The sequence below is a fragment of the Endozoicomonas sp. NE40 genome (assembly GCF_040549045.1).
Taxonomy (GTDB): domain Bacteria; phylum Pseudomonadota; class Gammaproteobacteria; order Pseudomonadales; family Endozoicomonadaceae; genus Endozoicomonas_A; species Endozoicomonas_A lisbonensis.
Window position 1 is genome coordinate 3,672,358 of the sequence record NZ_JBEWTB010000002.1, and the last position, 25,215, is coordinate 3,697,572.

23 protein-coding genes are annotated in these 25,215 nt (G+C 50.4%); 9 read left to right on the forward strand and 14 right to left on the reverse strand.

The genetic code is table 11. From position 1 onward, the window contains the following. Window positions 1–11 precede the first annotated feature (11 nt). Window positions 12–674 (reverse strand): hypothetical protein, encoded by a 663-nt coding sequence (locus V5J35_RS17415; RefSeq protein WP_354008367.1) that lies wholly within the window; start codon window positions 672–674, stop codon window positions 12–14. 147 nt (window positions 675–821) lie between these two features. On the opposite strand from V5J35_RS17415, the gene apbC reads away from it, so the two are divergent. Next, window positions 822–1,931: an iron-sulfur cluster carrier protein ApbC gene (gene apbC, locus V5J35_RS17420; RefSeq protein WP_354016459.1), complete on the forward strand. Its 1,110-nt coding sequence runs from the start codon at window positions 822–824 to the stop codon at window positions 1,929–1,931. Here the strand turns inward: apbC and V5J35_RS17425 are convergent. Together V5J35_RS17425 and V5J35_RS17430 are read right to left on the reverse strand one after the other, a co-directional pair. Next, window positions 1,928–2,521 (reverse strand): NAD(P)H-dependent oxidoreductase, encoded by a 594-nt coding sequence (locus V5J35_RS17425; protein ID WP_354008368.1) that lies wholly within the window; start codon window positions 2,519–2,521, stop codon window positions 1,928–1,930. The genes apbC and V5J35_RS17425 overlap by 4 nt on opposite strands. 41 nt (window positions 2,522–2,562) lie before the next feature. Beyond that, window positions 2,563–2,988: a deaminase gene (locus tag V5J35_RS17430; RefSeq protein WP_354008369.1), complete on the reverse strand. Its 426-nt coding sequence runs from the start codon at window positions 2,986–2,988 to the stop codon at window positions 2,563–2,565. Window positions 2,989–3,253: 265 nt separating this feature from the next. Here V5J35_RS17430 and V5J35_RS17435 point away from each other — a divergent pair, with 265 nt between their 5' ends. After that, on the forward strand, window positions 3,254–3,742 hold the full coding sequence (locus V5J35_RS17435) for a CBS domain-containing protein (protein ID WP_354008370.1): 489 nt from the start codon (window positions 3,254–3,256) through the stop codon (window positions 3,740–3,742). A 35-nt stretch (window positions 3,743–3,777) separates the two neighbouring features. Here V5J35_RS17435 and V5J35_RS17440 read toward each other — a convergent pair whose 3' ends face one another. From V5J35_RS17440 to V5J35_RS17450, 3 genes are all read right to left on the reverse strand, one after another. Beyond that, window positions 3,778–4,377 carry an OmpA family protein gene (locus tag V5J35_RS17440; protein WP_354008371.1) on the reverse strand — a complete coding sequence of 200 codons (600 nt, stop codon included), beginning with the start codon at window positions 4,375–4,377 and terminating at the stop codon, window positions 3,778–3,780. 212 nt (window positions 4,378–4,589) lie between these two features. Continuing rightward, a complete protein-coding gene (dapD, locus tag V5J35_RS17445) occupies window positions 4,590–5,615 on the reverse strand; it encodes a 2,3,4,5-tetrahydropyridine-2,6-dicarboxylate N-succinyltransferase (RefSeq protein ID WP_354011317.1) in 1,026 nt (341 codons plus the stop codon). Between the two features lie 62 nt (window positions 5,616–5,677). Beyond that, entirely contained in the window at window positions 5,678–6,064 is a 387-nt protein-coding gene (locus V5J35_RS17450) for an ArsC family reductase (protein WP_354008372.1), read from the reverse strand. Window positions 6,065–6,256: 192 nt separating this feature from the next. On the opposite strand from V5J35_RS17450, the gene V5J35_RS17455 reads away from it, so the two are divergent. Then, window positions 6,257–7,240, forward strand: coding sequence for an ion channel (locus tag V5J35_RS17455; protein ID WP_354008373.1), 984 nt, complete (start codon window positions 6,257–6,259; stop codon window positions 7,238–7,240). Window positions 7,241–7,253: 13 nt separating this feature from the next. Here the strand turns inward: V5J35_RS17455 and V5J35_RS17460 are convergent, their stop codons facing one another. Beyond that, window positions 7,254–7,751, reverse strand: a complete 498-nt coding sequence (locus V5J35_RS17460) for an aminoacyl-tRNA deacylase (protein WP_354008374.1) — start codon at window positions 7,749–7,751, stop codon at window positions 7,254–7,256. Window positions 7,752–8,022: 271 nt separating this feature from the next. Between V5J35_RS17460 and nhaD the strand changes: the two genes are divergently transcribed. After that, complete coding sequence (gene nhaD, locus V5J35_RS17465; RefSeq protein WP_354008375.1) at window positions 8,023–9,432, forward strand: sodium:proton antiporter NhaD; 1,410 nt, start codon at window positions 8,023–8,025, stop codon at window positions 9,430–9,432. Here the strand turns inward: nhaD and V5J35_RS17470 are convergent. Continuing rightward, window positions 9,425–9,754, reverse strand: coding sequence for a hypothetical protein (locus tag V5J35_RS17470; protein ID WP_354008376.1), 330 nt, complete (start codon window positions 9,752–9,754; stop codon window positions 9,425–9,427). The two genes, nhaD and V5J35_RS17470, sit on opposite strands and share 8 nt — an antisense overlap. A gap of 42 nt (window positions 9,755–9,796) precedes the next feature. Continuing rightward, entirely contained in the window at window positions 9,797–12,904 is a 3,108-nt protein-coding gene (locus tag V5J35_RS17475) for an efflux RND transporter permease subunit (protein WP_354008377.1), read from the reverse strand. A gap of 206 nt (window positions 12,905–13,110) precedes the next feature. Here V5J35_RS17475 and V5J35_RS17480 point away from each other — a divergent pair, with 206 nt between their 5' ends. Further along, window positions 13,111–14,169 carry a hypothetical protein gene (locus V5J35_RS17480; protein WP_354008378.1) on the forward strand — a complete coding sequence of 353 codons (1,059 nt, stop codon included), beginning with the start codon at window positions 13,111–13,113 and terminating at the stop codon, window positions 14,167–14,169. 27 nt (window positions 14,170–14,196) lie between these two features. On the opposite strand, the gene V5J35_RS17485 is transcribed toward V5J35_RS17480, so the two are convergent. From V5J35_RS17485 to V5J35_RS17495, 3 genes are all read right to left on the reverse strand, one after another. Next, the gene (locus V5J35_RS17485) at window positions 14,197–15,480 is read right to left on the reverse strand and encodes a hypothetical protein (protein ID WP_354008379.1); all 1,284 of its coding nucleotides are present in this window, start codon (window positions 15,478–15,480) and stop codon (window positions 14,197–14,199) included. Between the two features lie 328 nt (window positions 15,481–15,808). Next, complete coding sequence (locus V5J35_RS17490; RefSeq protein ID WP_354008380.1) at window positions 15,809–18,934, reverse strand: efflux RND transporter permease subunit; 3,126 nt, start codon at window positions 18,932–18,934, stop codon at window positions 15,809–15,811. 1 nt (window position 18,935) lies between these two features. Further along, window positions 18,936–20,141: an efflux RND transporter periplasmic adaptor subunit gene (locus V5J35_RS17495; protein ID WP_354008381.1), complete on the reverse strand. Its 1,206-nt coding sequence runs from the start codon at window positions 20,139–20,141 to the stop codon at window positions 18,936–18,938. 556 nt (window positions 20,142–20,697) lie between these two features. Here V5J35_RS17495 and V5J35_RS17500 point away from each other — a divergent pair. From V5J35_RS17500 to V5J35_RS17515, 4 genes are read left to right on the forward strand one after another with little or no spacing between them, the layout of a single operon-like run. Continuing rightward, window positions 20,698–21,396 (forward strand): response regulator, encoded by a 699-nt coding sequence (locus V5J35_RS17500; protein WP_354008382.1) that lies wholly within the window; start codon window positions 20,698–20,700, stop codon window positions 21,394–21,396. Window positions 21,397–21,450: 54 nt separating this feature from the next. Continuing rightward, on the forward strand, window positions 21,451–22,845 hold the full coding sequence (locus tag V5J35_RS17505) for an ATP-binding protein (RefSeq protein WP_354008383.1): 1,395 nt from the start codon (window positions 21,451–21,453) through the stop codon (window positions 22,843–22,845). Then, a complete protein-coding gene (gene nfi, locus V5J35_RS17510; protein ID WP_354016460.1) occupies window positions 22,812–23,519 on the forward strand; it encodes a deoxyribonuclease V in 708 nt (235 codons plus the stop codon). Before V5J35_RS17505 ends, nfi begins: the two co-directional genes overlap by 34 nt. After that, window positions 23,482–24,114 carry a YceB family lipoprotein gene (locus V5J35_RS17515; RefSeq protein ID WP_354008384.1) on the forward strand — a complete coding sequence of 211 codons (633 nt, stop codon included), beginning with the start codon at window positions 23,482–23,484 and terminating at the stop codon, window positions 24,112–24,114. Before nfi ends, V5J35_RS17515 begins: the two co-directional genes overlap by 38 nt. A gap of 14 nt (window positions 24,115–24,128) precedes the next feature. Here V5J35_RS17515 and V5J35_RS17520 read toward each other — a convergent pair whose 3' ends face one another. Next, window positions 24,129–24,515 carry a VanZ family protein gene (locus V5J35_RS17520; RefSeq protein WP_354008385.1) on the reverse strand — a complete coding sequence of 129 codons (387 nt, stop codon included), beginning with the start codon at window positions 24,513–24,515 and terminating at the stop codon, window positions 24,129–24,131. After that, window positions 24,503–25,192, reverse strand: coding sequence for an rRNA large subunit pseudouridine synthase E (locus V5J35_RS17525; protein ID WP_354008386.1), 690 nt, complete (start codon window positions 25,190–25,192; stop codon window positions 24,503–24,505). The genes V5J35_RS17520 and V5J35_RS17525 overlap by 13 nt, the downstream gene beginning before the upstream one ends. Between the last annotated feature and the right edge of the window lie 23 nt (window positions 25,193–25,215).

Genomic DNA, 25,215 nt, shown 5'->3' on the forward strand with positions numbered 1-25,215 from the left:
TAGCGGTCAGGTCAATCATATCTAATATCAATAAGAAAGTTGTTGCAATCATGGGTTGCCAGGCCACTGTTGTCGGTCATTCTCAGGAATTTCATTTCGCCATCAAACAGTCTCTGGCACCATTGATTTGCAGGTTCCTGCAAATCCCAATCGCTGCATATTTCCTTGCCTGCAATCGACCAGCGACTTGATTGTATTATTGCCATTGGTCCGTACATATCCAGCTCGCAATGTATATTAAACCATGGATCGCATACCCAAATATTCTCATTTTTGTACTGGTCAAACTCTTTCAGTGCTAACTTTTTTTTCAGTTCGATTTCATTCGCTACTACCAGAAACGTATGACATTTATGATCGACCAACCATACATTTGGAATCTCCAAAGCCTTACCGTACTGGAGGGCTATACAGCTGTATTCATGACAGTCACCCGCCCTCTCCTGAGGAGGGTATGAGTCTAAAAGCCTGCATGCATCAAAAGTTGTATATTTTCGTAAATCACATATTACGTTATAAGCCTTATATTCATTGGCAAGGCGTCTTTGCTTCCTCTCTGGAGAGGCCAACCCATATTCCAATGAGAAGGATTTATTACCTGTTTTTAAAGACAGCTTAAAAAATTGACGGGCATAATTTATCATCTGGTGTGAATATGTCTTTTGATCATTCATAAATGTGTCGGCCTCTCTGGTCAATTAGAGGTTTAGTTCAGCAAATGGTGAGTCGGTGTTTACTGCTAATCCAGTGATATTTTTTACTAAACCGTTTTGTTTGGTAATAATGCACACCTGATACGATTTCTCTGGAGTCAGGTGTTTATGAGTTCTCCCAGGAGCGCTGCAATCAGCCGCGCTGTGATTGAAACTGCGATCCAGTCCTACCAGGACCCTTATCTAAAACAGGATTTACTCTCTGCCGGTTGCGTGAAATCCCTTGAGATTGATGGGGGGAAAGTTCAGCTTTCCGTTGAACTGGGCTATCCGGCAGACGGTCTGGTAAATGGTGTGGCGGAACTGCTGCGTACCAAAATCAATAATGTTGACGGCGTTGAAGACTGCATTGTCAGCATCAGCTGGCGTGTTGCTTCTGCACCGGTTCAGGGAGAGCTGGAAGCTTTTGCCAATGTGAAAAACATTATAGCTGTGGCTTCCGGCAAAGGCGGTGTGGGTAAGTCTACGACGGCGGCTAACCTGGCACTGGCGCTGGCGGCTGAAGGTGCCAGAGTGGGTATTCTGGACGCCGATATTTACGGCCCAAGTGTTGGACTGATGCTGGGTATTGCCGATGGCACCCGCCCTGAAGTGAAGAATGAAAAGTTCTTTATGCCGATTCAGGCTCATGGTATAGAAGCCATGTCCATGGCGTTCCTGATCACCGAAGATACACCAGTCGTCTGGCGTGGTCCCATGGTGAGTGGTGCTTTGCAGCAGCTGCTGACCCAGACCGTGTGGAATAATCTGGATTATCTGGTGATTGATATGCCACCGGGTACCGGCGATATTCAGCTGACGCTGGCGCAGAAAGTCCCTGTCACCGGCAGTGTGGTGGTGACCACGCCTCAGGACCTTGCTCTGATTGATGCTAAAAAAGGTATCGAGATGTTTAACAAGGTCAACATTCCGGTATTGGGTGTGGTGGAAAATATGGCAGTCCATATCTGTTCCAGCTGCGGTCACAGTGAGCATCTGTTTGGTGAAGGCGGTGGCACCCGCATTGCAGAACAATTCGGCGTAGATTTGCTGGGCGCTCTGCCTCTGTCCATGATGATTCGTGAACAGGTGGATGGCGGCATGCCAACGGTGGTGGCCGAGCCGGATTCCCAGATCACCATGATCTACAGGGATATGGCGCGCAGGCTGGCCGCAGAGCTGTCCCTGAAGAACAGTCAGGCTGCAGCCGCACCAACTATCTCGTTCTCAGACGATTAACGGCTGAGCAGTTTCGGGAGTCTGGTTTTTACTTTCTGTAAGAACTGCTCCCGCTGCTGTTGGGTATTCTTGTCCATGCTGTACAGTGCCAGCCAGTGAAACCGGCGAAAGTGGGTACAGGCCCGGAGACTTAGCTTCAGCATCTTTCTGGGTGGATTTCCAATCAGTTTCATCCGCCACCAGGACGAACCCTGAGTGGTAATCACCACAACGGTTTGTATCTTTGTCAGCCCCGGTTCTACGACACCGCAATTAAACTTTGCTGCAATGCCCGGCAACCAGATTCTGTCCAGCCAGCCTTTGAGAATAGCGGGTGGTCCCGCCCACCAGGTGGGGTAGACCAGCACCAGAGCCTCAGCCCAGCGCAGTCGGCAGACTTCCTGTTCGATGCCAGTAGTGTTATCGCTGGTTGTGTAGCGTAGCCGCTCATCCCTGCTCATGACTGCAGTAAAATTCTGCTGATAGAGATCAAGCACATTGACCTCATGGCCTGCTTCTTTCAGAGTACTCTCTACCTGCGCTTTAATGGCGGCATTAAAGCTTTCAGGGTCTGGGTGGGCGTATACCACCAGTGTTTTCTTTGGTGTCATTCTTTAGAGTCATTACTACAGTTCGGTATGAGTCCGGTGATTCAGCTAAGGGGAACCTGCTCAATGGTTACGCCATTTTCACGGCAGAACCGGGAGAGTTCTTCCTGAGGATTGCGGTCGTACTGTTCGTCATAAACAATGCGTTTAATGCCTGCGGCCAGCAGGTTCTTGGTACACTGGTCGCAGGGGCTGTGGGTGACATAGGCGGTTGCCCCTTCAATGGCTGTGCCGCAGCGGGCAGCCCAGATCACGGCATTCAGCTCCGCATGGATTTCATGGCGCAATGACCAGTGATGGTGGTCTTCATAGTCGGCTTCATTGCAGTTGATGTAGCCAGACGGCGTGCCATTCACACCCGTAGACAGCACTCGCCCGTCTTTCACCAGCAGACAGCCTACCTGCAGGCGCACACACTTAGACAGCTTGGACAGCGATCGGGCCATCTCGAGATAAACAGTATCACTCATAAACAGATCTGGTTTGGATAATCGGTGGATGACCGTACTTTAGCAGCATTAAAGACGACACATAAGGCTTTGCTGACAGACAGGGTCAGTTAAGCTTGATCATTCAGCTGGTTTTCTGCCGTGAAAAGACAATGCCAGGAAATAGCAAGAAACAGACCAGAGGGGGACGAATTCTATTGATCCAGATCACGATAGTGGTTTCCCGAAATCGGCCATACTGTAGTCAAACTCAGACAGTTTCGACGCTTACGCAGGAGGCCGAGCCATGAATCAGGACTATTCTCTGCAGTCTGTCACCGCTGCGCAGATCATGACCCATAAGGTGATCAGTGTCCCCTACGACTGGACGGTTGACCGTCTGGCAAGGTTTTTCACCGACAAGGGGATTTCAGGTGCGCCGGTTGTCGATGAATCCCGCCGTCTGGTGGGCGTCGTGACACTGTCTGATATTGTTCGTCAGGCAGGCAGTGGACTGGTGGATATGAAGCGTCGTGATGAAGACTTCTACAGCTCTATGCTGGACGCGGAACTGTCTGAAGAAGATATGCACGCTTTCCATGAAAGTATTGACCAGAGTGTTCTGGTTAACGACATTATGACCCCAATGGTGTTTGAGGTGGAACCGGATACTCCGCTGGTGAAAGTGGCAGAAGCCATGGTAAAGGGCAGGATTCACAGGGTTCTGGTGACGGAAGGCCGAAAGCTGAAAGGCATTATCAGTGTGCTGGATATTCTGAAAGTTATGACCGATTAGGGAGGCGGTGGCGCTGCCACCACCTTTCCCGCTAATCAGTGGGTGACACTGATGACCGCCCTGCGGTTTTCCTGCCGCATTTCTTCTGTCTCATTGCCTCTTACCGGTTCACTTTCGCCTTTGCCCAGAGTTTTAATATGTTCTCCGGGTACACCGCGTTTCATCAGCCATTTTTTAACAGCCATGGCACGGCGTTCTGAGAGATCCTGGTTGTAAGCTTCTGTGCCAATGGCGCAGGCATGGCCCGTAATCACAATACGACTATCATCGTCGATCAGCATCAGCAGCTCATTCAGCTTTCGCTCATCTGCCGCCTGTATAGCGGTTGAATTAAAGGCGAAGTGCAGCGTGTTCAAACGACCTTGGTTAGGTACCTCCCACACATCGTCTGCAGCTGAGTCAGCCATAGCGCATGCGGTGCCAGAGAGTACTGCGCCTGCAAGAAAAGCAGCTCCCCCGGTGGCCCAGTTGTAGGCGGCACCTGGAATGCCTATGGCAACACCGCCCTGGACGGCACAGGCTGCCCAGTGTCGGGAAGGTGCAGAAGAATCTTTCTGGTTTGAGGTTGAGGCGCAGCCCGCTGTGAACAGCAGGGCAATTATGATGGCGCTGAGCTTCAGCTTGCTGATCGTCATGGTACTTCTCCATCCATGGTTTTATGTAATGACACCTGCGAGCGGGAAACGCTTTGGGTGCTTTTGAGGAGAGTATAGGCATGAGGTTTCTGGCGATGGAGAAGGGGGGTTTTGCCAGCAAATGAAAAGGAATGAGGGAAAGCTTTCCGGAAGCTGCTGGTTTTTTGACTGAAAAGGTCGAAAACCCCAGAGCCGGGGCTTTCTGGGGATGCTTAGTTATGAGCGTGCAACTCATCATTCAGGGCAAAAGCCGTCTTTTTGGTCAGGCATTCAATGGCACCTGTCTGGGAGTTACGCCAGAACAGCAGGTTGGACTGCCCGGCCAGTGTCGAAGCCTTAACGGTTTTAACCGGCTTGCGTTCGTTATCCAGCAGGGTGACTTTTGAGCCAGCCGTGAGGTACAGACCCGCTTCTATGGTGCAGTGATCACCCAGTGGGATATTGACACCCGCTTCGGCACCAATCAGGCAGTTCCTGCCGATGGATACAACGATATCGTTACCGCCGGACAGAGTTCCCATGGTACTGCAGCCGCCACCCAGGTCGGAGCCTTCGCCCACCCAGATACCGGCAGAAATACGGCCTTCCACCATACTTTTGCCCTCAGTGCCGGCATTGAAGTTGATGAAGCCTTCATGCATGACCGTAGTGCCTTCACCGACGTAAGCGCCCAGACGTACTCTGGCAGTGTGGGCAATACGAACGCCAGCTGGCACAACGTAGTCAGTCATTTTCGGGAATTTGTCCACAGAGTTAACGCTCAGGTAACGACCTTCAGCACGGGCTTTGATCTGGCGCTCCTGCAATTCAGTCAGGTCGATTGGGCCTTCGCTGGTCCAGGCGACATTAGGCAGCAGTGGGAAAATCCCCTGCAGATTCACACCATGCGGCTTGACCATCCGGTGAGAAAGCAGATGCAGTTTCAGGTAGGCTTCAGGCGTGCTGGTCAGTGCGCTGTCGGTTTCCAGAAAGGTAATGACTCTGGGACGGTCACTCTCTTCCAGACTCAGCATAATGCTGGCCAGCTCCTGTTCATCCAGGTTTTCAAACAGTTCTTCCAGGGCGTGACAGGTTTCGCTGTCCAGCTCAACGCAGGTGTTGCCGCCTTCGTACCGGATCAGGTTCCGGATGGCTTCAACCAGCTTTTCATCCGGATGCATCATCGGCTTCGGATAATAAACTTCCAGCCATTCGCCTTTGTTGTTTTTGGTGCCAATGCCAATGGCGAGGCTGAACAGTGTGTTGGTTGTACTCATGGAGTGTGCTGCCTTATTTGCAATTTTTAACTTGAATCTGATGATTACCGGGTAATGGGGGCAAAAATCTGTTTATAAAGGTCTGCCCTGAACCCAAGATGTTTTTCAGAGCCGGTATCCAGCAATGGACGCTTGATCATGGCAGGATACTCCACCATCAAAGCCAGGGCCTGATCTTTGTTAATGCTTTGTTTCTGCTCATCCGGAAGGTTACGCCAGGTGGTACCGCGTTTGTTCAGCAGTTGCTCCCAGGCCAGCTCCTCAGACCATTCCTGAAGCTGCTGAAGGGTTAACCCATCTTTACGGTAATCGTGGAAATGGTATTTGATGCCATTATCACTGAGCCAGCGGCGGGCTTTTTTTATTGTGTCGCAGCTTTTTATGCCATAAAGAGTGATGCCATAAAGAGTTGTGCCGTCAAGAATGGTCATAATTTTTCCCAGGTGTACTCTGAAGCCCTTGCCGCGCTTACTATGCCTTAAATACCGCCATGCCTCAAATAAGCTATGCCTCAAATAAGCTATGCCTCAAATAGCAGACAGTTGCGAGCGCTTCACAGCCTGTGGTTTTGTGCCGACAGTATAGGAATGACTGTTTATTAATTCACTGAGGCTGTCTGAATCATGCATTCGGAAGGTTTGCAATGCGCTTATAAAGGCCCGTCAGGTTCTGGCTGCGACGAGCTGGCGGAATCCGGTTCAACGTTTTGTTTCTGGCACTGCCCTGATATTGACAAGTCTGGTATGGATCTCAGGGAGAGACTGGAACAGCGAGCCGGGACGGGACACCCCATGGAAGGTTTTCTGCTGAAAGGTGCCAACCTGGAGAATGTCAATCTTGTGAATCATTGCGGAGAACCCTATCGGCTGGTCAGGGCAGACCTGAATCGCGCTAATCTGCACCGGGCGCACTTATATCAGGTGAGTTTGTTGCAGTGTAATCTGCTTAAGGCCAATCTCAGCAATGCGAATCTGCACTTTACCGATCTCTCAGACTGCAACCTTCTGGGAGTGAACTTCAAACATGCCCGGCTGGATGAAGTCTATTGGGGGGACCAGCTGTTGCAGGAGCGTCTGGGTTATGAAAAGCAGCACTGTCACCAGAACGAACCGGCTCAGGTGTTGTTTCAGGAGGCGGAAGAGGTCGCACGCAATATACGCCGCAGTTGTGAGAATCAGGGGTTGTTTGCTATAGCGGGTGACTTTTTTTATCGTGAAATGGTGATCAGGCGTCAGCGTTATCCTAAGTGGTCTTACGACAGAGGGTTATCAATGCTGGTTGACCTGATCAGTGGTTATGGTGAAAAACCACGCAGGGTCATTTCGTTTGCGGCTGGCCTGATCTTTCTGTTTTCTTTTATCTATCTGCTGTTTGGGGTTCAGGAAGGTGGACGGCTTATTCAGTATTCGACGGACCAGCCTTTTCTGACCAATGCACGAACCTGGCTTGATACGCTTTACTACAGCGTTGTAACGTTTACGACACTGGGGTATGGCGATATTACCCCAGTGGGAATTTCAAGGTTTTTTGCGGCGCTGGAAGCCTTTACCGGTAGCTTCAGTATGGCGCTATTTGTGGTGGTTTTTGTAAAAAAAATGACCCGGTGAGGCGTCATTCCTTTCAACCTGTTCGATAGGCTTCGCTTTCTTCAGGGTCACAGCTGATGGCAGCGTGAACCTGCCCCTGTAGCAGCTCCTTAAACTGTTCCCGATTCATATGAACCAGCTCTCTGTGGTTACCTGCCTCAAGATAGACATCCTGAACCGAGTTGAGTTCATCATCCCAGCAGGTACTCATGCCGTAAGCGGCTCCCATAGCCGGAACTGCGCCGGAATCGCAGTCCGGAAACAGCTTTCTCAGCTCTTTCTCCGTAGCCAGTCGTAAATGACGATCCAGTTTGGTATTGATCCAGCGGAGCATCAGTTTGTTCATGGAGGGCATGATAGCCATCAGGTAGCCCTGCTCGTCGTGAAGTACAACCGCTTTGGTCATATTCTTTACCGGTATACAGGCGGAACGGGCTGTATCCAGAGCCCTTTCGGAATAAGGGTGGCAGACCAGTTCGTAATCGGCATGATGCTCATGGAGAAAAGATTGCAGTTGCTGGGCAATAGCCATGTCAGTAACCCCGGTTAACCAATTGAATAGCAAATGGTCAGACGCTGTGCAAAGAAGAGATAAGAATAAAGTTTATATGGAATAAGAGCGTACGCCTGATGAGTTGGTACGGAAGCTGAGAACAAAAGTGAATTAAAACAACGTCGTATATGTTATGCAAACTTTTTCGTACGTATATTGAGGCTGTTCTGTATGATATATCATCCTGTCTTTCCTGCTTTAACAACGGTATCCTGTTTTAACTTTGGTTAATATATTATGGTTGCTGGTAATGAAAATAGGGTGCAGAGCCAGGTTTGCCTCAGCAGGCACGTTAGCGATTTCTTTCCCACAGATAACCTGGGCTGCAGATGATTTGTTAAGAGTGACAACCCATCCTGTAGCATGGGCCTGTGTCGTTATTTTTGTAATTGCTTACATCGCCGTTATGGCGGAAGAAAAAATCCACCTGCGTAAATCCAAGCCTGTCATACTGGCTGCGGGTCTGATCTGGGCTCTGATTGCCTGGCTGGCGAAAGAGCAGGGGGTCTCGCACAATGACCTGTCACGGGCAGTCATGCATGACCTGGAAGAGTATGCGGCGATGTTTCTGTTCCTGCTGGTGGCGATGACGTATATCAACGCCATGGAAGAACGACATGTGTTTGCCAGCCTGCGCTCCTGGCTGGTACAGAAGGGGTTCAATTTCAGGCAACTGTTCTGGGTAACAGGGATTCTGGCGTTTTTTATCTCCCCGGTAGCCGATAACCTGACGACTGCGTTGCTGATGGGAGCGGTGATCATGGCAGTGGGACAGAAAGATGTCCGCTTTATCTCTCTGGCAATGGTCAACGTCGTTGTCGCATCGAATGCAGGCGGAGCTTTCAGCCCCTTTGGGGATATTACCACGCTGATGGTCTGGCAGGCAGGTAAAGTCGAGTTCGCACAGTTTTTTGTACTGTTTATTCCCTCGGTTGTGAATTTCCTGCTGCCGGCAATGATTATGAGTGCTTTTGTCAGTACCGGGCAGCCGCTTCCGATTAAGGATCAGGTCGCTATTCGTCCGGGTGGCCTGATGATATGTGCCCTGTTCCTGCTGACTATTTTCATCGCTGTTTCCTTTGAACACTTCCTTGGCCTGCCTCCGTTTATGGGGATGATGACCGGACTGGCGCTGTTGATGTTTTATACCTATTTCCTCAACCTGCAGGGACTAACCAGCAGCAAGCGCTTTCCTTCCGGTATGCACAATTATGAAAACCTCGACGTGTTCCAGCGGGTAGCCCGTGCGGAGTGGGATACGCTGCTGTTCTTCTTTGGTGTAATTTTTTCAGTGGGCGGGCTGCGTTATCTCGGTTATCTGGAAGTGGTCTCCGAGTTGATGTACGACGGCATAGGCATGAGTTGGACAAACATTGCGGCCGGTGTGATTTCAGCCATTGTTGATAATATTCCGGTGATGTTTGCAATTCTTGGTATGAACCCGCAGATGGATACTTTCCAGTGGTTGCTGATTACCCTGACAGCCGGTGTGGGTGGCAGTTTGTTATCTGTGGGTTCCGCTGCGGGTGTCGCCCTGATGGGGACGTCGAAAGGGCATTATACCTTCCTGTCCCATCTGCGCTGGAGCTGGGTGATTGCCCTTGGGTATATCGCCAGTATTCTTGCCCATTTCCTGCTTAATGGAGAGCCGCTTATCTAAGCAGGTAAATGACATAAGGAGTACATTGGCCAGTGGTTCTGATATTGACAATTGCATCGTATCGCTGGCCAGGTTCAAGATTCCAGCTTTGTTTATGATGGGTCAGATAGAGTTTGGACATATCGACTTTATATCGCTTGAACCAGTAGGCATGGGGAGCAGAGTCCGGTGTGAAGCTCACCATAAGCGGGGCTTCAGTGCTGTCCATAACGACTGATCCCCTGACTGGCTCATAGTGGCAATTAAGAGCATTATTCGTATTGCAACCTGACAGCAGCAGGCTGGCAGTCACTGTTATAGCGTACAGTTTATTCTTTCCCATCACTCTCCCCCTGCGAATATCCATCCCGCTAAGGTCTGATTATCACCTGCCTTTGCCCTGATGTATATGCACAGATCGGATGAGCAGGTAGTAGACCGGTGTCAGCAGGGTCGAAAGGATGGCGACGGTGAGCATTCCCCAGAACACAGGAAGTCCGAGAGAGATTCTTGCTGTCGCACCCGCTCCACTGGCCAGCATTAATGGCAGTACGCCAAGAATAAACGAAAGACCAGTCATCGTTACGGCCCTGAAGCGCAGCCTTGCAGCCATTCTGGCGGCATTAAAAACGGTATTCCCTTCCTGTTCCCTGTGGCGGGCAAATTCGACAATCAGGATGGCATTTTTGGCAGCCAGGCCAATCAGCAGAACCATTCCGAGCTGGGCGTAAATATTGTTATCCATACCCGACAGATATAACGCCAGCAGTGCGCCAGCCAGTGAAATGGGAATGGATGCCATAACGGCAATGGGCAGTAACCAGCTTTCAAACTGTGCAACCAGAAACAGGTATGAAAACAGTATGGCCAGTAGAAGAATCACTACTGTCCATTGACCAGACTCTAACTGTTGTTGTGACAGGCCGGACCATTCATAGGTGAAACTGTCAGGCAGCTGTTCGGCGATTGCTTCCATGGCCTTCATTGCATCTTCTGTCGTGTATCCCGGGGCAGCCTGACCACCAATAGATGCTGAGCGGATCAGGTTGTAATGTTCAAGGTTTGAAGGACCTGTTGCGGGCTGTATTTCCACCAGTGTCTTCAGCGGTACCATTTTGCCATCTTCACTTCGGACATAGAGTTCAAACAGGTCTTCCGGTGTTGTCCGGTCTTTAGTCTGTGCCTGTAGAATCGTGTTGTAGGGTCGGCCAAATTTGTAGTAATAACCAAGATAACGAGTGCCGAGATAACTCTGCAGGGCATTTTGCAGGCTGGACATCCTGATGTTCTGGTTCAGCAGTTTTTCCCGGTCAATGATGACTTTCAGACGGGGTTCAGTGGCCCGGTAAGTGCTGAACGGTTGTTGTATTTCAGGTCGGGTGCTTATCTGTTCCATAACGATATCCAGCATTTGGGCTAACGCCTGTGGCGACTGTTGCAGGCGATCCTGAAGTTTGAAGTTGAATCCTCCGAGCAGGCTCATGGTTGGTATGGCAGAGGGTGGCATAGCCATAACGTTTGCACTGGCAATACTGTCCAGCTTTTCCTGAACCCTGTTCATCACTGCAAGTGATGAGGAGCGCCTGTTTTTTCGCTCGCTCCATGGCTTGAGAATCACGGCAATAAATCCAGAGTTGGAGGCATTGAATCCGTACATTGGGCTGTAACCCGTCACCGCAACCGTATGTTCGACCTCTTCCTCTTTCTGAATAATGGTGACAGCCTCCTTCAGCACTTTGTCGGTTCGGTCGACGGAATGGCTGTCAGGCAGTTGTACGAAGGCAAAGAAAACCCCTCTGTCGTCGTTTGGTATAAAGCCTCCGGGCAGTACTTTAAACTGCCAGCAGACTACGATAATTGACGCCAGCAGGGTGATCAAAGCAACAGACCAGTGTTTCAGACACCATTGGGTGACCCTCAGGTAGAAGTCAGTTAACTGCCTGAAACCAGACAATAGCCGCGCTTGAAGAGGGTGGCCTGTGCTGTATTTTTCTTTTAACAGCAGCGCACACATGGATGGGCTTAATGTGAGAGCGCAGATTGAGGAGATCATGACCGCACTGGACGTGGCGATACCAAATTCTTTATAAAACTGCCCCGAAGTGCCGGGGATAAACCCGATTGGGAAAAACACCGCCAGTAATACCAGTGTGGTGGCAATAACCGGACCAGTGACTTCTTTCATGGCAGCAACAACCGCAGAACCGGGTGGGAGCCCGTTTTCCTGAATCTGTCGCTGAACGTTTTCTACGACAACAATGGCATCGTCAACAACAATGCCTACAGCCAGTACCAGTCCGAACAGTGTGACGGTATTGAGGCTGTAACCTAATACATAAAGAATTGTAAAACTGCCTACCAGTGAAACGGGGATGGTCACTGCGGGTATCAGCGTTGCTTTCCAGTCGGCGAGAAACAGATAAATGACCAGAATCACCAGGGCAATAGTCAGCAGCAGGGTAAATTTCAATTCATTAATGGTTTCTTTAACAAACAGGCTACTGTCGTATGGAACGGTATAACTCAGCCCGGAGGGCAGCTTTTTACTCAGTTGTTCCAGTTCTTTCTGGATGGCCTGGCTGACCTCTATGGCATTGGAGTCAGGGGTTTGGTACACCGACAGGTGAATGGCGTGGGCATTGTCCAGCCGGTCTATAAAATCATAGTCTTTTGAGCCCTGCTCCACGTCGGCAATATCCCCAAGACGAACCAGTTTGCCTTCTTTGGAACGCCTGATGACCACCTGCTTAAAGTCGTCGGGGCTAAACAGCAAGCCTTCTGTTTCAATAACATATTCCAGCTGTTGATGCTCGCGGGATGGTCTTTGTCCTACTTTGCCGGAAATGATTTCCTGGTGCTGGTCGTAAAGTGCATTCTCGACATCCTGTGGTGTCAGCCCAAGGCTTGCCATACGATCCGGATCGAGCCAGATTCGAAGGCTGTACTCTTTGTTGCCAAAAATTACAACATCACTGACCCCGGGAAGTCTGGACAGGTTGTCCATAATATTCAGGCTGACATAGTTACTGAGCCAGATGTCGGAGTGTTCAGGGTTGTCGGAATAAAACACCACAAACATCAGTTGGGTCGGGTTCTTTTTTAAAACCTGTACACCTCTTTCCCGCACTTCCTGAGGCAAATAAGACTGCGCCAGTGTGACTCTGTTCTGTACTGCCAGAGCGGCAATATCGAGATCTGTTCCCGCTGCAAAGGTGACCTCCAGGCTCATTGAACCATCGTTTGCACTTCGGGAGGAGGTGTACAGCAGGTTATCCAGTCCGTTGATCTGTCGTTCTATGGGGTTGGCAACATTGCGTTCAACCTGGCTGGCTGTGGCACCGGGATAGTGGGCGTTTACATAAACCTGTGGTGGTGTGACATCCGGATACTCCAGAGTTGGCAGCAGGGGCAGGCTCATGAGTCCGCTGATAAAAATAATCAGCGCCAGCACCTGGGCGAACCGGGGGCGTTGCAGGAAAAAGCGAGTCAGCATTGGATTTGCCCTTATCGTGACGGAGTCACTATAGACAAATCAGTGCTGATTTTGTGAAAGCTAAAGAATGCGCCCCCGGGCTTTTTATGCCTGTAAAGAGACAGACAAAATGCCTAGGAAAGCTACCTTACTCTATAGGGTCATCGTAAAAACTTTGCTAAAAACTTCAAGTTTCTTTTAAGTTTGATCTGTGCTCAGAGGATATTATGGGACTTACTGCCAGCTATGGTAAAAGACAGCTTCAGAATAAAAGAGTTACCCGCCCTGACGGCTCTGCCCTTTCGTTCAGACTCAGCCGATCCGGTTTTTTGCAACGTTTGCCATTTTGTTTTTTGTATTCCATGGCTGGTTTTCCCTTAGTCGCCATATCGGCGCAACACACTGAGTTATCCAAAATTACGGCATCCTTCTCACCGAACACTGTTATCATTAATCGCACCACATACGCTATAACGGCGACCCGCAATAAAGACAGATCCGTTGATTACTCCTTTCAACCTTACGACAGCCTCAGTCCGTCCATTAACTTTAATCTCAGGGTAAGGACCTCTGCCTCAGGAAGTCTCTATCAGATGACCAGTGATACCATGGACATAAAGGCCACGGCCTCCCTTGCCACCCGGCCCGGAGTCAGCGCACCGGCAATAAGATTAGATTTCAATAATAACCAGACCAACAACAGCATCATGGCCAGTCAGACCACTACCCCCGCCAGTATTTTTTTGAACTCATCGTTTGTGGCCGGAAACAGCACATCCATTAATATCACTCTCCCCTCTGACGGATCGAAACAAACACCGGGATCAAAGGCCGGGCCACTAAAAATGGCACTTGTAATTATTTTAACGATTATCTTGTCGGTTGTGCTCGGGCTCTACTATTGCTGCCCGGTCAAAGAAAAAGGCACTACAACGGCAACCGGCCTGAATAAGCAGGCTAAATGCCTAAGGGGACACCCGCCCCCACCAGATGACTGCGCGGGGGGCATAGAGCTTACTCTGTTTCGACAGCTCTCGCCGTTAGAAGACCCATTGACCGGTTCGGGTACCATTTTCCTCCCGGAAGAAAATCAAAGCCCCCTATACAGAGGCTCATTAACCCGTTCCGAAACCATTTGCTTCACGAAAGAAAGCGAGCAACTAACACAGTCTGGAAGGGATGATAATCTCGTTCGGGAAGGCAGTGCAGTGACGGTTGAGGTGACAGTCCACTCCTCTCCCGCTTCCTGCCAACAACCCGACCCGGAAACAAGTACTGTGGACTAGCAAGGTTCGGGATGTGACGCTTAGCTTTTAATCCGGGCTGGTTAAATCATCCATCAATATTGCTAATTGACGTTTTCGTTCGGCTTTTTCTTCTTCAAACATTTTAGCCGCTTGATTTAACCATTTTTCTTTTTCTGCCACCCCTGCTATATCATGCGACGATCCATCATCATGCTGCCCCGCTAACAAGCTCGTTGATTCAGTTTCGGAAAAACGCCCCTCTGCTGCTACAGCCGATTCTTGTTGAAGAGAGAGTTCTGGTCCTGACGCCACCAGCTCTGAGACCAGAATGGATAATGGGTGTTCAGACTGATCGGGAATATCACCTTCTTCCAATACGATTAATGTTTCTTCCTGTTGTTGATGGCTTTCTTCAGGCGTTTCAGGCTTTGTTGCTTCATCAGATGGTACGGACCAGAATGAACACCCTCCTGCATCTTTAGGGTTATCATCTGCCGGTAATAGATAAACTAATGCCCCGGGGGGTTTAGGTGCTATAGGCTGAAACCCTGATCTTTTTTCAGGTGCTTCCTGCTTAGGCGCTCGAGCTTTACCCCGGGTTTTACGAACCTTTCGTGCTACAGGTGTAGCATCAGGTTCTCGCCCCTTTTGTAACAGTGTTTTTTTTGCCTCCGCAAAGAGTTGGTTTTTCTTATCTGAAAAGGCGCTTTCTTTTGTCGTTGATTCTTCTGGAATTATCTTCCTGCATTCTTCCAGAAAATCCTTATCCTGAAGCATTTTCACGACAGACCTTCTCACAAAATTGGAATGCCTGTTTAGTATTTTGCCCCTTAAAATTAAAAGCTTCTTTATTTCAACATCATTTATATTTTCTTTAAGACATTGAGCGGCTTCTTTCTTTACATTATGGGACTCATGGCAAAGAACATTGGCAAGAGAATCCAGTTTGCTTTCATATTCCCCAAAGATATCTTTATGCATACTCTTACTTATGTAGTAATCAAAGCTGTTTCTTACAAAAGCATTATCAAATGGGACGCAACCGTTAAAATCCAGCTTGGTTTTTTCATATATTTTTTCATACACTTCTTTGCCCACTTCATTTTTGAGACCTTCTGTTTCTTTAACTTTTTCCTTCCATGAAAGCTGACTTGCCAGCCTCTTTTGTCTCACTGCGCTACTTATTTCTTCGTGGTGATACCCGGGCTGAGCCTCCCCGCTTAAAAAGGTTTTATTTACAGTGACAACGACAACGCCAGCGGCACTCTCTTTTGATGGCGTTTCTTTGGGGGCTAATTCAACTGCTGCAACACCTGGAAGCGGTGACAAAGGTTTTATAATTTTATCCATTTTTAATCATTCCCTATAACATTTGCAGCCCATTTCAGGAAAACCTGAAGAAAAGTGGTTTGTCACTCTCTTTAATGGATACTTAGAGTCGTATTTTGGTCTAAAGTTTCGTTTATCTGGAAAAACAGGACACATACCAATCCCCTTTCCCGCCGACAGCTCGCTACAGGCGCTATTCCCGGTCAGGCTCCTGGCCTGAAAATATTCTTCAGTATCGACTAATGAGGCTCCCTATATTCATCAGGGGCATGTAAGCCTATACAGGGATGTGTGCGTTGTAAGGAAGGTTGCCCCGGATAAGGCTCTATCCGGGGCGGAAGGGAACGGATCAGCTGTTAGCCTTATCCGGGTTGAAATGTTCACGCAGTCGCTGCAGCAGGAAGTAGAACACTGGTATCAGCAGAGTACCGATCACGGTCGCGGCGATCATACCGGACATTACGGTTGTACCAATGATCTTACGGCTGGCTGCACCGGCACCGCTGGCGAATACCAGAGGCATTACACCCAGTACAAACGACAGAGCCGTCATCAGTACCGCACGGAAACGCAGAGCGGCCGCGTCAGCCGCAGCATCCAGAATACTCTTGCCCTGCTGACGCTGAACCATAGAGAATTCAACAATCAGGATCGAGGTCTTGGCAGCAATACCAATCAGAAGGACCATACCGATCTGGGCGTAAATATCATTCGACATTTCCGGAGCGAAGATTCGGAACAGGTTAATACCGGCAAAGGCACCAAAGGTGGCCACCGGAACCGCACTGATAATCGCCAGCGGCATAGTCCAGCTTTCATACTGGGCGACCAGGAACAGGTAAACAAACAGGAACGCCAGGCCGAACAGCAGAGGTGCCAGGTTACCCGCTTCGATTTCCTGCAGACTCTGGCCGGACCAGGAGAAGGTGTAGCCGCTTGGCAGGGTTTGAGCGATTTCTTCCATGGCTGTAATCGCAAGGCCGGAACTCATTCCCGGTGCGGCCTGACCACTCACATTCGCTGAACGGAACATGTTGTAATGCTTCAGACTGTTTGGTCCCAGAATCGGCTTCAGGGTGGCCACTGTTGTCAGCGGAACCATTTCGCCCTTGTTGTTACGAACAAAGAAGCGGTTCAGGTCGGAAGGCCCTGTACGGAATTCACTTTCAGCCTGCAGGCGCACCTGATAAGAGCGACCAAACCGGTTGAAATCGTTGATATAAGCAGAGCCCAGCTGGGTTTGCAGAGTCATGAAAATTTCAGACAGAGCAATGCCCTGGGCCTTGGCTTTGTCACGATCTACATCCAGAAAGTACTGAGGAATATCAGCACGCCAGGTACTGAATACACGAGTCAGACGTGGGTCCTGGTTAGCCTGGTAAACCAGACCATTAAGAACCTGTCCGAGTTCCTGAGCGGAACGTCCTTCTGTGTCCTGCAGGCGGAAATCGAAACCGCCGGAAGTACCCAGTCCCGGAATGGGTGGGAATTCAAAAGCCATGGCCTGAGCTTCAGCCAGTGTCCAGATCATACCCTGAATACGCTGCATGACGGCAGATTGATGCTGATCAGGATCAGGGCGCTCACTCCAGTCTTTCAGGTTTACGATTGCCATACCACCGTTGGAGCCAGCTCCCCCCATGATGCTGAAACCGGAAACGGTGATGACGCTGTCTACGTCCTTGTCAGCCCGGATCATGTCGGTGATCTTTTCCATCACCTGCTGAGTCCGGTTAACGGAAGCTGCATCAGGCAGTTGCACGTTGACCATGACAAAGCCCTGGTCTTCGTTAGGTACAAAGCCGCTTGGTGTAGAGGTAAACATATAGCCTGTGCTGGCCATCAGGATGGCAAACAGGCCAATACCCAGAACAGAACGGCGCAGCAGCAGGGTTACCCAGCTTTTGTAGCCGCCCGTCATTCTGTTGATGAAAGCATCCAGAGGCTTCAGCCAGGCAATATGCCCCATCGACTCTTTTTTGAGCAGGGTTGCACACAATGCCGGACTCAGAGTCAAAGCATTGATGGAGGAGATCACAACTGCGACAGAAATGGTGACCGCAAACTGGGAGTACAGACCACCGGTAATGCCGGGCATAAAGGCAACAGGCACGAATACCGCCAGCAGTACCAGAGTGGTGGCAACAATCGGACCTGCCACTTCTTTCATGGCCTGGCTGGTTGCTGCTTTCGGGTCCATACCTTCTTTGGTGATCAGGCGCTCAACGTTCTCAATAACAACAATGGCGTCGTCTACTACAACACCGATCGCCAGCACCAGGCCAAACAGGGTAATGGTATTGATCGAGAAGCCCAATGCCAGCATGATGGCAAATGTACCGATCAGGGAGACCGGAATTGCAATGGCCGGGATCAGGGTGGCGCGCCAGTTCTGCAGGAACAGGAATACCACCAGAATAACCAGCAGGACGGCCTGGAACAGGGTGCTGACTACTTCGCGGATGGACTCATCAATAAAGTCGGTGGTATCAAACGCAACGACGTATTCTACACCTTCCGGGAAGTTGGCAGACAGTTCTTCTACCACTGCCTTAACATCAGCTGCAACGCTCATTGCGTTAGCGTCAGGTTGCTGATAAATCACCAGGAAGCCGGTGTCAGCATTGTTAAATTTAGCAATACCACCATAGCTTTGTGCGCCCAGTTCCACGCGGGCAACGTCTTTCAGGCGAATAATGGTGCCATCAGGGCGGGCTCGAATGATAATGTTTTCAAATTCCGAAGCATCGCTGAGACGCCCCTGGGTTTTGATGGTGTAGGTGAACTGCTGATCCGGAACATTTGGCCCCTGTCCCAGCTGACCCGCTGCGACAATGGTGTTCTGTTCCTGCATAACCGCAGCAATATCATTTGTGGTAATTTCCAGCGCCGCCATGCGCTCAGGGTTCAGCCAGATACGCATACTGTAGATCTGGGGACCCATAATGCTGGCATCGGCAACGCCATTGACGCGGGCAAGCGGATCTTTCAGGTAGTTATTGGCGTAGTTACTCAGGTAGATGCCGTCGTATTCCGGTCGGTCGGAAATCAGGTTGATACCCAGCAGCATGTTAGACGACTGCTTTCGTACCCTGACACCCATACGACGAACGTCTTCCGGCAGGATGGGTTCAGCTACGGCAACCCGGTTCTGCACGTTAACCATAGCCATGTCCTGATCAACACCGGACTGGAAGGTGACGGTTACTGTCGCAGAGCCATCGTCAGCAGAAGATTCCATGTACAGCATGTCTTCCACGCCATTGATGTTATCTTCCAGTGGTCTGATAACCGCTTCTTCAATGGTTTCCGCATTGGCGCCAGGGTAGCTGGCATTAACAGTGATCTGTGGCGGTGTGATGTCCGGGAACATTGCCACGGGCAATGTATTAAGGGCAATCAGGCCGACCAGCGTGATGACTATTGATATGACAAAGGCAAACTTGGGCCTGCTAATAAAGAATTGACTGAACATCTCAATTACCCTGCTGAGCCTGAGTGTCGGTCTGTGGCGACAGGATGATACCGCCGGTTTCCGGGTCAATGGTGACGAGGTTTGGCTGAACTTTCACACCGGGACGAACTTTTTGCAAGCCTTCCACGATAATGCGTTCACCGGCTTTCAGACCGCTGTTAACAACCCAGAACGGACCAATACGGCGTCCCATTTCGACCTGACGGCTTTCTACCTGATTGTCAGCAGTCACTACCAGTACAAACCGCCCACTCTGGTTTTCCTGAATGGCAGATTGTGGCACGACCGGACGCTCTTCCTTCTCATGACTTTCAACCATCAGGGTAACGTACAGACCAGGAATAATAATGCCGTGTGGGTTCGGGAATTTGGCACGCAGGGTCAGGGTGCCAGTGGTCTGGTCAACCTGGGTGTCGGCAAAGTTGAAAACACCTGGCTGACCGTATTCGGAGCCATTCGGCAGGCGCAGGCGCATATCGAAATTACCGCTATCGGTGCGTTGCCCTCCCGTGTTCTGAAGGTAATCTACCAGCATGCGTTCATCAACCTGGAAGCTGACGTACATCGGGTCTACGGTGGTCAGGGTGGCTAGAGAACCGGACGATGGACCAACCAGGTTGCCAACGCTGTAGCTGGCACGACCAATCTGACCGGCAAATGGTGCATGGATACGGGTATAGCCAAGATTCAGCTTAGCGGTTTCCAGTCCGGCTTCTGCTGCCTGAACAGCGGCAGCGGCACGTGCCTGATTGCTGGTCTGTGTATCCAGATCGGCCTGGCTGATATGGCCTTTCTGAAACAGATCTTTGCTGCGTTGAAGGTCTCTGACGGCTTTGGTGCGTTCCGCTTTGGCACTGGCAAGGTCAGCTTCGGCTTTTTTCAGGGCTGCTTCGTAAGGTTTGGGGTCAATCTCAAACAGTAACTGATCTTTCTTGACGTTTTCCCCTTCGATGAAGTCGCGTCTGGTCAGGAAACCTTCAACCCTTGCACGCAGGTCAACGGTTTTAACGGCTTCGGTGCGGGCAACGAATTCCTGGTAGTCACCAACGGGTTGCTTAGTGACATCAATCACAGAAACGGCAGGTGCAGGCATCTGCCCCTGTTGTTGTGGTTGTTGATCACAACCGGCCAGCGCAAACAAAGATGCGACAAGAAGGCCAGCCGACATTAAATGCCGCTGGCGGGTGTTCGAAATGATCGATTTCATTGACAGCTCCGATCGGAAAAAACAGAAAGGTTTGCGAGCTTTGTGGTGGGTGGCAGATTGAGTGTTGAGTCTAGCAGCCTGTCTGGGGGTTAACAGGCTGTCAGGCCGGTTTAGCCATTCTCCACTTTGGGGGTGGATTCTACCTGTTCACAGAGTTGCCTTGTAGTCGTCAGGTCAGGTTTTACAAGCAACTGACGCAATGTTGTAGATGTGAATGTATTCAATCGTGATCCTATCACTCATTTACAGGACTCTTACTGATTCTAACCGCCAAATTTAGATCAGCAGGCATACACTGAAAGGCGTTTCAGGTCAGGTTCAGAGCGTTTGAACCTGATTCTGTTGGCATGTGCGATTTTGTAACTGCACTGTCAGTTAAAATCCAATATGATACCGGCAGGTTCAAGTACATTGACCGGTAGCATATTGTTAAATTTCCCTGTTACCCTGAGCTGTACTTCAACCCCGACGCACCCCGCCGGGGTCTTTTTTATCTGGAGTGGCTGCATTACCGGGCAGTTGCTCTGTGCTCATGGTTGTCTGGATGGAGTATCAAATGAGTAGCGACAGCGTAAAACTTCTTTTGATAGACGATGATGTCGAATTATGTGAGTTGCTGATCGAATATCTGGCCACAGAAGGCTATGACGTTAAGGCAGTTCACGATGGAGAGTCGGGTGTGGTTTCTGCACTGTCCGGTGAATACCAGCTGGTGTTGCTGGATGTCACTCTGCCGAAACTGAACGGCTTTGATGTGCTGAAAAAAATTCGCCAGACTTCTGATATTCCTGTTCTTATGCTGACCGCCCGTGGCGATGATGTAGACCGTATCATTGGTCTGGAATTCGGAGCAGACGATTATCTGCCGAAACCCTATAACCACCGCGAACTGGTCGCCCGTATCAAGGCGATTCTGCGCCGCGGCCGCACTCCCGCGGCTGACAGCAACCCAAGAACCCTTAGTATTGACGACATCACACTGAACCTGGCTAATCGTGAAGCCACGATTCATGGTGAGGTGCTGGAGCTGACGGCCACCGAGTTTATGGTGCTGAAAGCCCTGATCGAAAAAGCAGGTGAGCTGATCTCCCGTGATGAGCTGACCCAGATTGCATTGAACCGTCGTCTGACCCTGTATGATCGCGCCATTGATATGCACGTGAGCAACGTTCGTAAAAAGATTGGTACCCGCGCTGACGGGTCTGCACGAATTAAAACAGTGCGTGGTGCAGGCTATTTTTATATTCGCCCCTGACAACTTATGAAGGATGATCGACGGGCTGTGCGCACGTTTGCAGTAACTGATTGAATGAAAGCACAAATACACAAAATGCTGGCCTGGCCCTTTCGCAGTTTGTTCTGGAAACTGTTTTTATGGTTCTGGCTGACCATGGTGTCAATGATGGTGGCGCTGGTAGTGGCCGTTGCCATTACGGTTGACCCCGCAGATTTCCTGTCTGAACGAAGAGCCCTGTTTCGGGAGCTGGAAGTGGCTTCCCGGCAGGTTGAACGAATGGCATCAGGCTGGTCGACCAACCTTACTATAAGGCAGCTGCCCGGTAGTTATTATTATTTGTTCGGGCCTAACGGTGAACCTGTCGGGCGACCGGTGGTACCTTCTGAAGTTCAGTTCGCTTACAACAAAACCCGTGACCGGCGCGAGCCTGTTATCACGTTTCGCAGCGGTGTTGTGGTCGTAGGACCGCGCAAAGTCTGGATTGACCGTACCCCCTTTGATCTTTACCTGACGAAAGAGATGCCTCGGTTGGTACACTGGCGGGTTAAGAAAGTGTTTGCCCAGCAGTGGCACCTGGTCATTATTGCCCTTGGGGTCAGCTTCCTGTTGAGCATCATGCTGGCGCGCTATCTGGTAGTTCCCATACGACAGTTACAGGGTACTTCGCGCCGGTTGGCGCAGGGCGACCTGACGGCCCGGGTGGCTCAGGTTGTGCGTGATCGTGGCGATGAACTGGGTGAGTTCGGTCGTGACTTTAACCACATGGCTGAACAGCTTGAGTCGCTTATAAACGACAAGGAACGATTACTCAGGGATGTCTCCCATGAGCTGCGTTCGCCTCTGACCCGGTTGCAACTGTCGCTGGCGCTGGCGCGACGAAAGTCGCCGGATGCAGAATCTGAACATGGCCGTATTGAACGTGAAATCGAACGTCTGGACCAGATGATTGGAGAAATTATCCGCTTCTCCCGTATTCAGAATGGTGTGACAGATCTGGCCTGGGAGTCCGTACCGCTTCATGCACTGATTGAAGGCATTGTTGATGATGCTGACTTTGAAGCTCAGGCTCAGGATAAGTCGGTGGTTGCAACAGAGCTGCAGGACATCGAAATCAACGGTATCAAAGACTGGCTGGGCAGTGCTATTGAAAACATGGTACGAAATGCCATCCGTTTTACGCCCCAGGGCAGCCGTGTGGAAGTAGCGCTGAAGAAGCACAAGCGATATGCCATTGTCACCGTCAGGGACTTTGGGCCGGGTATCCCGGAAGATGCCCTGGATTCGCTGTTTGAGCCGTTCTTCAGGGTAGATGACACTCGTGGCAAAGAGAATGATGGCTTTGGGCTGGGAACGTCCATTGCGATGGGCGCTGTGAAAAATCATGGTGGAACCATTACAGCAAGGAATGTTCATCCGGGTCTGGAGGTCACTATTTGTTTACCTTTGAATCACAAGGTCGTTGCCTGACAGTTGCCGAAGCCAGGGAGTGGCAACAGGAAATGGCAGGGCAGATTGTCTGCCGCGATGAGATTGGAGATGTTCACACGGTGGCCGGTGTGGACGTTGGCTTTGAAGAAAATGGCTCTGTGACCAGGGCGGCAGTCGCCGTCCTTGATTTCCCAACATTGCAGCTGGTGGATTTTACGATTGCCCGGCTGCCCACCTGTGTACCCTACATTCCGGGACTATTATCTTTTCGTGAAAGCCCCGCCGTTCTGGCTGCCCTGCAGCAGCTGACTGTGCAGCCGGACCTTTTATTATGCGACGGACAGGGCAGGGCGCATCCCCGGCGATTTGGTGTGGCGTGCCATATAGGTCTGTTGTCCGGTATTCCTTCCATTGGTGTTGCCAAACAGAGGCTCTGTGGAGAACATGGCACTTTACCCGTTGAAAAGAACAGTGTCGTTGCGTTAATGGATGGTCTGGAAACCATTGGGTCTGTTCTACGCAGTCGCACCGGCATCAAACCTCTGTATGTTAGTATTGGACACAGAATTTCTCTGACATCCGCTGTGCATTTTGTGCAGGAAAGTCTTGCCGGTTACAAACTGCCTGAACCCATTCGCTGGGCTGACGGGTTGGCATCGAATCGAGGGAAAACTGTTGAAAAAGCTAATCAGATCCTGGGGCGCTCCGTTTAACCTGTTGCTGGTGTTGGTGTTTTTGCTGGCCGTGATGCTTGCTGGTTGCCCGTCATCCCGGTCAGAAACGCTGACCGGGGAGCAGCTTCAGGCTCTGGTCAACCAGAAATTCATGTCGCCACAGATTCGTAATCTGGAGGTATTGCCGCCTATTGTGAATATTCAGCTCTATCTGGAAACCCCCAGGCTGACGATTCGTGGTGACTATCAGCCGCTTGGTTTTCAGTTCAGGGGAACACTGGATGCGGATGTTTTCAGTGGTGACGTGTTTAGTGACTATATCAATGGCAGTGTTACTGATCCCGTTCCTTTCCAGGTAGAAGGTTCTGCCAACCTGGAATACCAGCCGGACGACCATGCCTTCTTTTTCTCAAATATACAGCTGGACAGGGCGCATATTGATCTGGATATCGCCATGATCGAAACACTGATTATCGACCAGCTGAAGAAGGCTCTCAGGCAGGAACTGGGTAGTTTGCCTGTTATTCCTCTTGATGACGGGGACGCACTGTACCGTAAGCTTGGAACCTTGCCTGCCTCGGTGAAGGTGGAACAGGGTAAGGTGGTGATTACTTCGAACGCTTCTGAAAGTTGACTTTAGTCCGGGCTTCAGGGTTGACTCCAGCGCCAGTTAATTACAGGAATTTTTTTAAGCAGGGGGCTTGTTACTGTATAAAGCCCTATGCCTGCTGCGTCGGCGATCAGGTCAAGCCCGGATAACTCCCGATAATCCGTAAACCCCTGTAAAACTTCCAGCATCAGGCCGTAGCCAAGCAGTGCCAGTGCTTTTTTCCAGTTCAGTTCTGTTTCGGGCCAGCTGGCGTCAATAAGAAATGTCAGGATCAGAAAAGCGATAATGTGCTGTGCCTTGTCGTTCCAGTCTGACAGTGGGATTTGCTCTGTGGGGACTAAACACAGAGTGGTTATTGTGATCAGGGCGGTTGCCAGAGAAACTCTGGCAAGAAAGGTGTAATGTTTTTTTATTATCGCTTCCAATGTGTGGTCCTTGATCGACGATGCCAGTGGTGGGCAGACTTTGGCTTGTTCTGACTCTGGCTTAGTTGCTTTTTTAATGCCTCTGGTACCGGGACTTCCTGATACGTTCCCTGAGGCAGGTTGTCCAGTGTCCAGTCTCCAATCTTATAACGAACCAGCCTCAGGGTGGGATAGCCAATGGCTGCTGTCATACGCCTGACCTGTCGGTTACGGCCTTCTTCGATGGTGAGTTCCAGCCAGCAGTCCGGAATCGACTGGCGCACACGAATAGGGGGATTCCGATCCGGCAGTTCCGGAGTACTTATACGTTTCACTTTGGCGGGCAGAGTTACGCCATCATTCAGTTTCACGCCTTTTCTCAGCTGATCGAGAGCAGATTCGTCAGGAATACCTTCCACTTGAACCCAGTAGGTTTTTGGCATTTTGTGCATGGGGGAGCTGACCTGATGCTGGATTTTGCCGTTATTGGTCAGCAGCAACAAACCTTCGCTGTCCCGGTCGAGGCGACCGGCAGGGTAAACACCGGGAATGGGAATATAGTCTTTCAGGGTTGGCCTGCCCTCTGCATCGGTAAACTGGGTCAATACACCATAGGGTTTATTGAACAGGATTAGCTTGACGGGCTTATCAGGACTGTCTGCAGTTTTCTGGGGCTGACGGTAGGCATTCTTTCGCATGATTTAAATCCGGAGAAAATAGC

Bases quoted from the DNA above. Each gene is read 5' to 3' on its own strand.
- V5J35_RS17435 (WP_354008370.1), top strand. From the start codon at position 3,254: ATGAATCAGGACTATTCTCTGCAGTCTGTCACCGCTGCGCAGATCATG.
- apbC (WP_354016459.1), top strand. From the start codon at position 822: ATGAGTTCTCCCAGGAGCGCTGCAATCAGCCGCGCTGTGATTGAAACT.
- V5J35_RS17455 (WP_354008373.1), top strand. From the start codon at position 6,257: ATGCATTCGGAAGGTTTGCAATGCGCTTATAAAGGCCCGTCAGGTTCT.
- V5J35_RS17430 (WP_354008369.1), bottom strand. From the start codon at position 2,988: ATGAGTGATACTGTTTATCTCGAGATGGCCCGATCGCTGTCCAAGCTG.
- V5J35_RS17415 (WP_354008367.1), bottom strand. From the start codon at position 674: ATGAATGATCAAAAGACATATTCACACCAGATGATAAATTATGCCCGT.
- V5J35_RS17500 (WP_354008382.1), top strand. From the start codon at position 20,698: ATGAGTAGCGACAGCGTAAAACTTCTTTTGATAGACGATGATGTCGAA.
- V5J35_RS17505 (WP_354008383.1), top strand. From the start codon at position 21,451: ATGAAAGCACAAATACACAAAATGCTGGCCTGGCCCTTTCGCAGTTTG.
- V5J35_RS17450 (WP_354008372.1), bottom strand. From the start codon at position 6,064: ATGACCATTCTTGACGGCACAACTCTTTATGGCATCACTCTTTATGGC.
- V5J35_RS17485 (WP_354008379.1), bottom strand. From the start codon at position 15,480: ATGGATAAAATTATAAAACCTTTGTCACCGCTTCCAGGTGTTGCAGCA.
- V5J35_RS17425 (WP_354008368.1), bottom strand. From the start codon at position 2,521: ATGACACCAAAGAAAACACTGGTGGTATACGCCCACCCAGACCCTGAA.
- V5J35_RS17470 (WP_354008376.1), bottom strand. From the start codon at position 9,754: ATGGGAAAGAATAAACTGTACGCTATAACAGTGACTGCCAGCCTGCTG.
- V5J35_RS17460 (WP_354008374.1), bottom strand. From the start codon at position 7,751: ATGGCTATTGCCCAGCAACTGCAATCTTTTCTCCATGAGCATCATGCC.
- V5J35_RS17525 (WP_354008386.1), bottom strand. From the start codon at position 25,192: ATGCGAAAGAATGCCTACCGTCAGCCCCAGAAAACTGCAGACAGTCCT.
- V5J35_RS17480 (WP_354008378.1), top strand. From the start codon at position 13,111: ATGGGACTTACTGCCAGCTATGGTAAAAGACAGCTTCAGAATAAAAGA.
- V5J35_RS17475 (WP_354008377.1), bottom strand. From the start codon at position 12,904: ATGCTGACTCGCTTTTTCCTGCAACGCCCCCGGTTCGCCCAGGTGCTG.
- nhaD (WP_354008375.1), top strand. From the start codon at position 8,023: ATGAAAATAGGGTGCAGAGCCAGGTTTGCCTCAGCAGGCACGTTAGCG.
- V5J35_RS17495 (WP_354008381.1), bottom strand. From the start codon at position 20,141: ATGAAATCGATCATTTCGAACACCCGCCAGCGGCATTTAATGTCGGCT.
- V5J35_RS17490 (WP_354008380.1), bottom strand. From the start codon at position 18,934: ATGTTCAGTCAATTCTTTATTAGCAGGCCCAAGTTTGCCTTTGTCATA.
- V5J35_RS17440 (WP_354008371.1), bottom strand. From the start codon at position 4,377: ATGACGATCAGCAAGCTGAAGCTCAGCGCCATCATAATTGCCCTGCTG.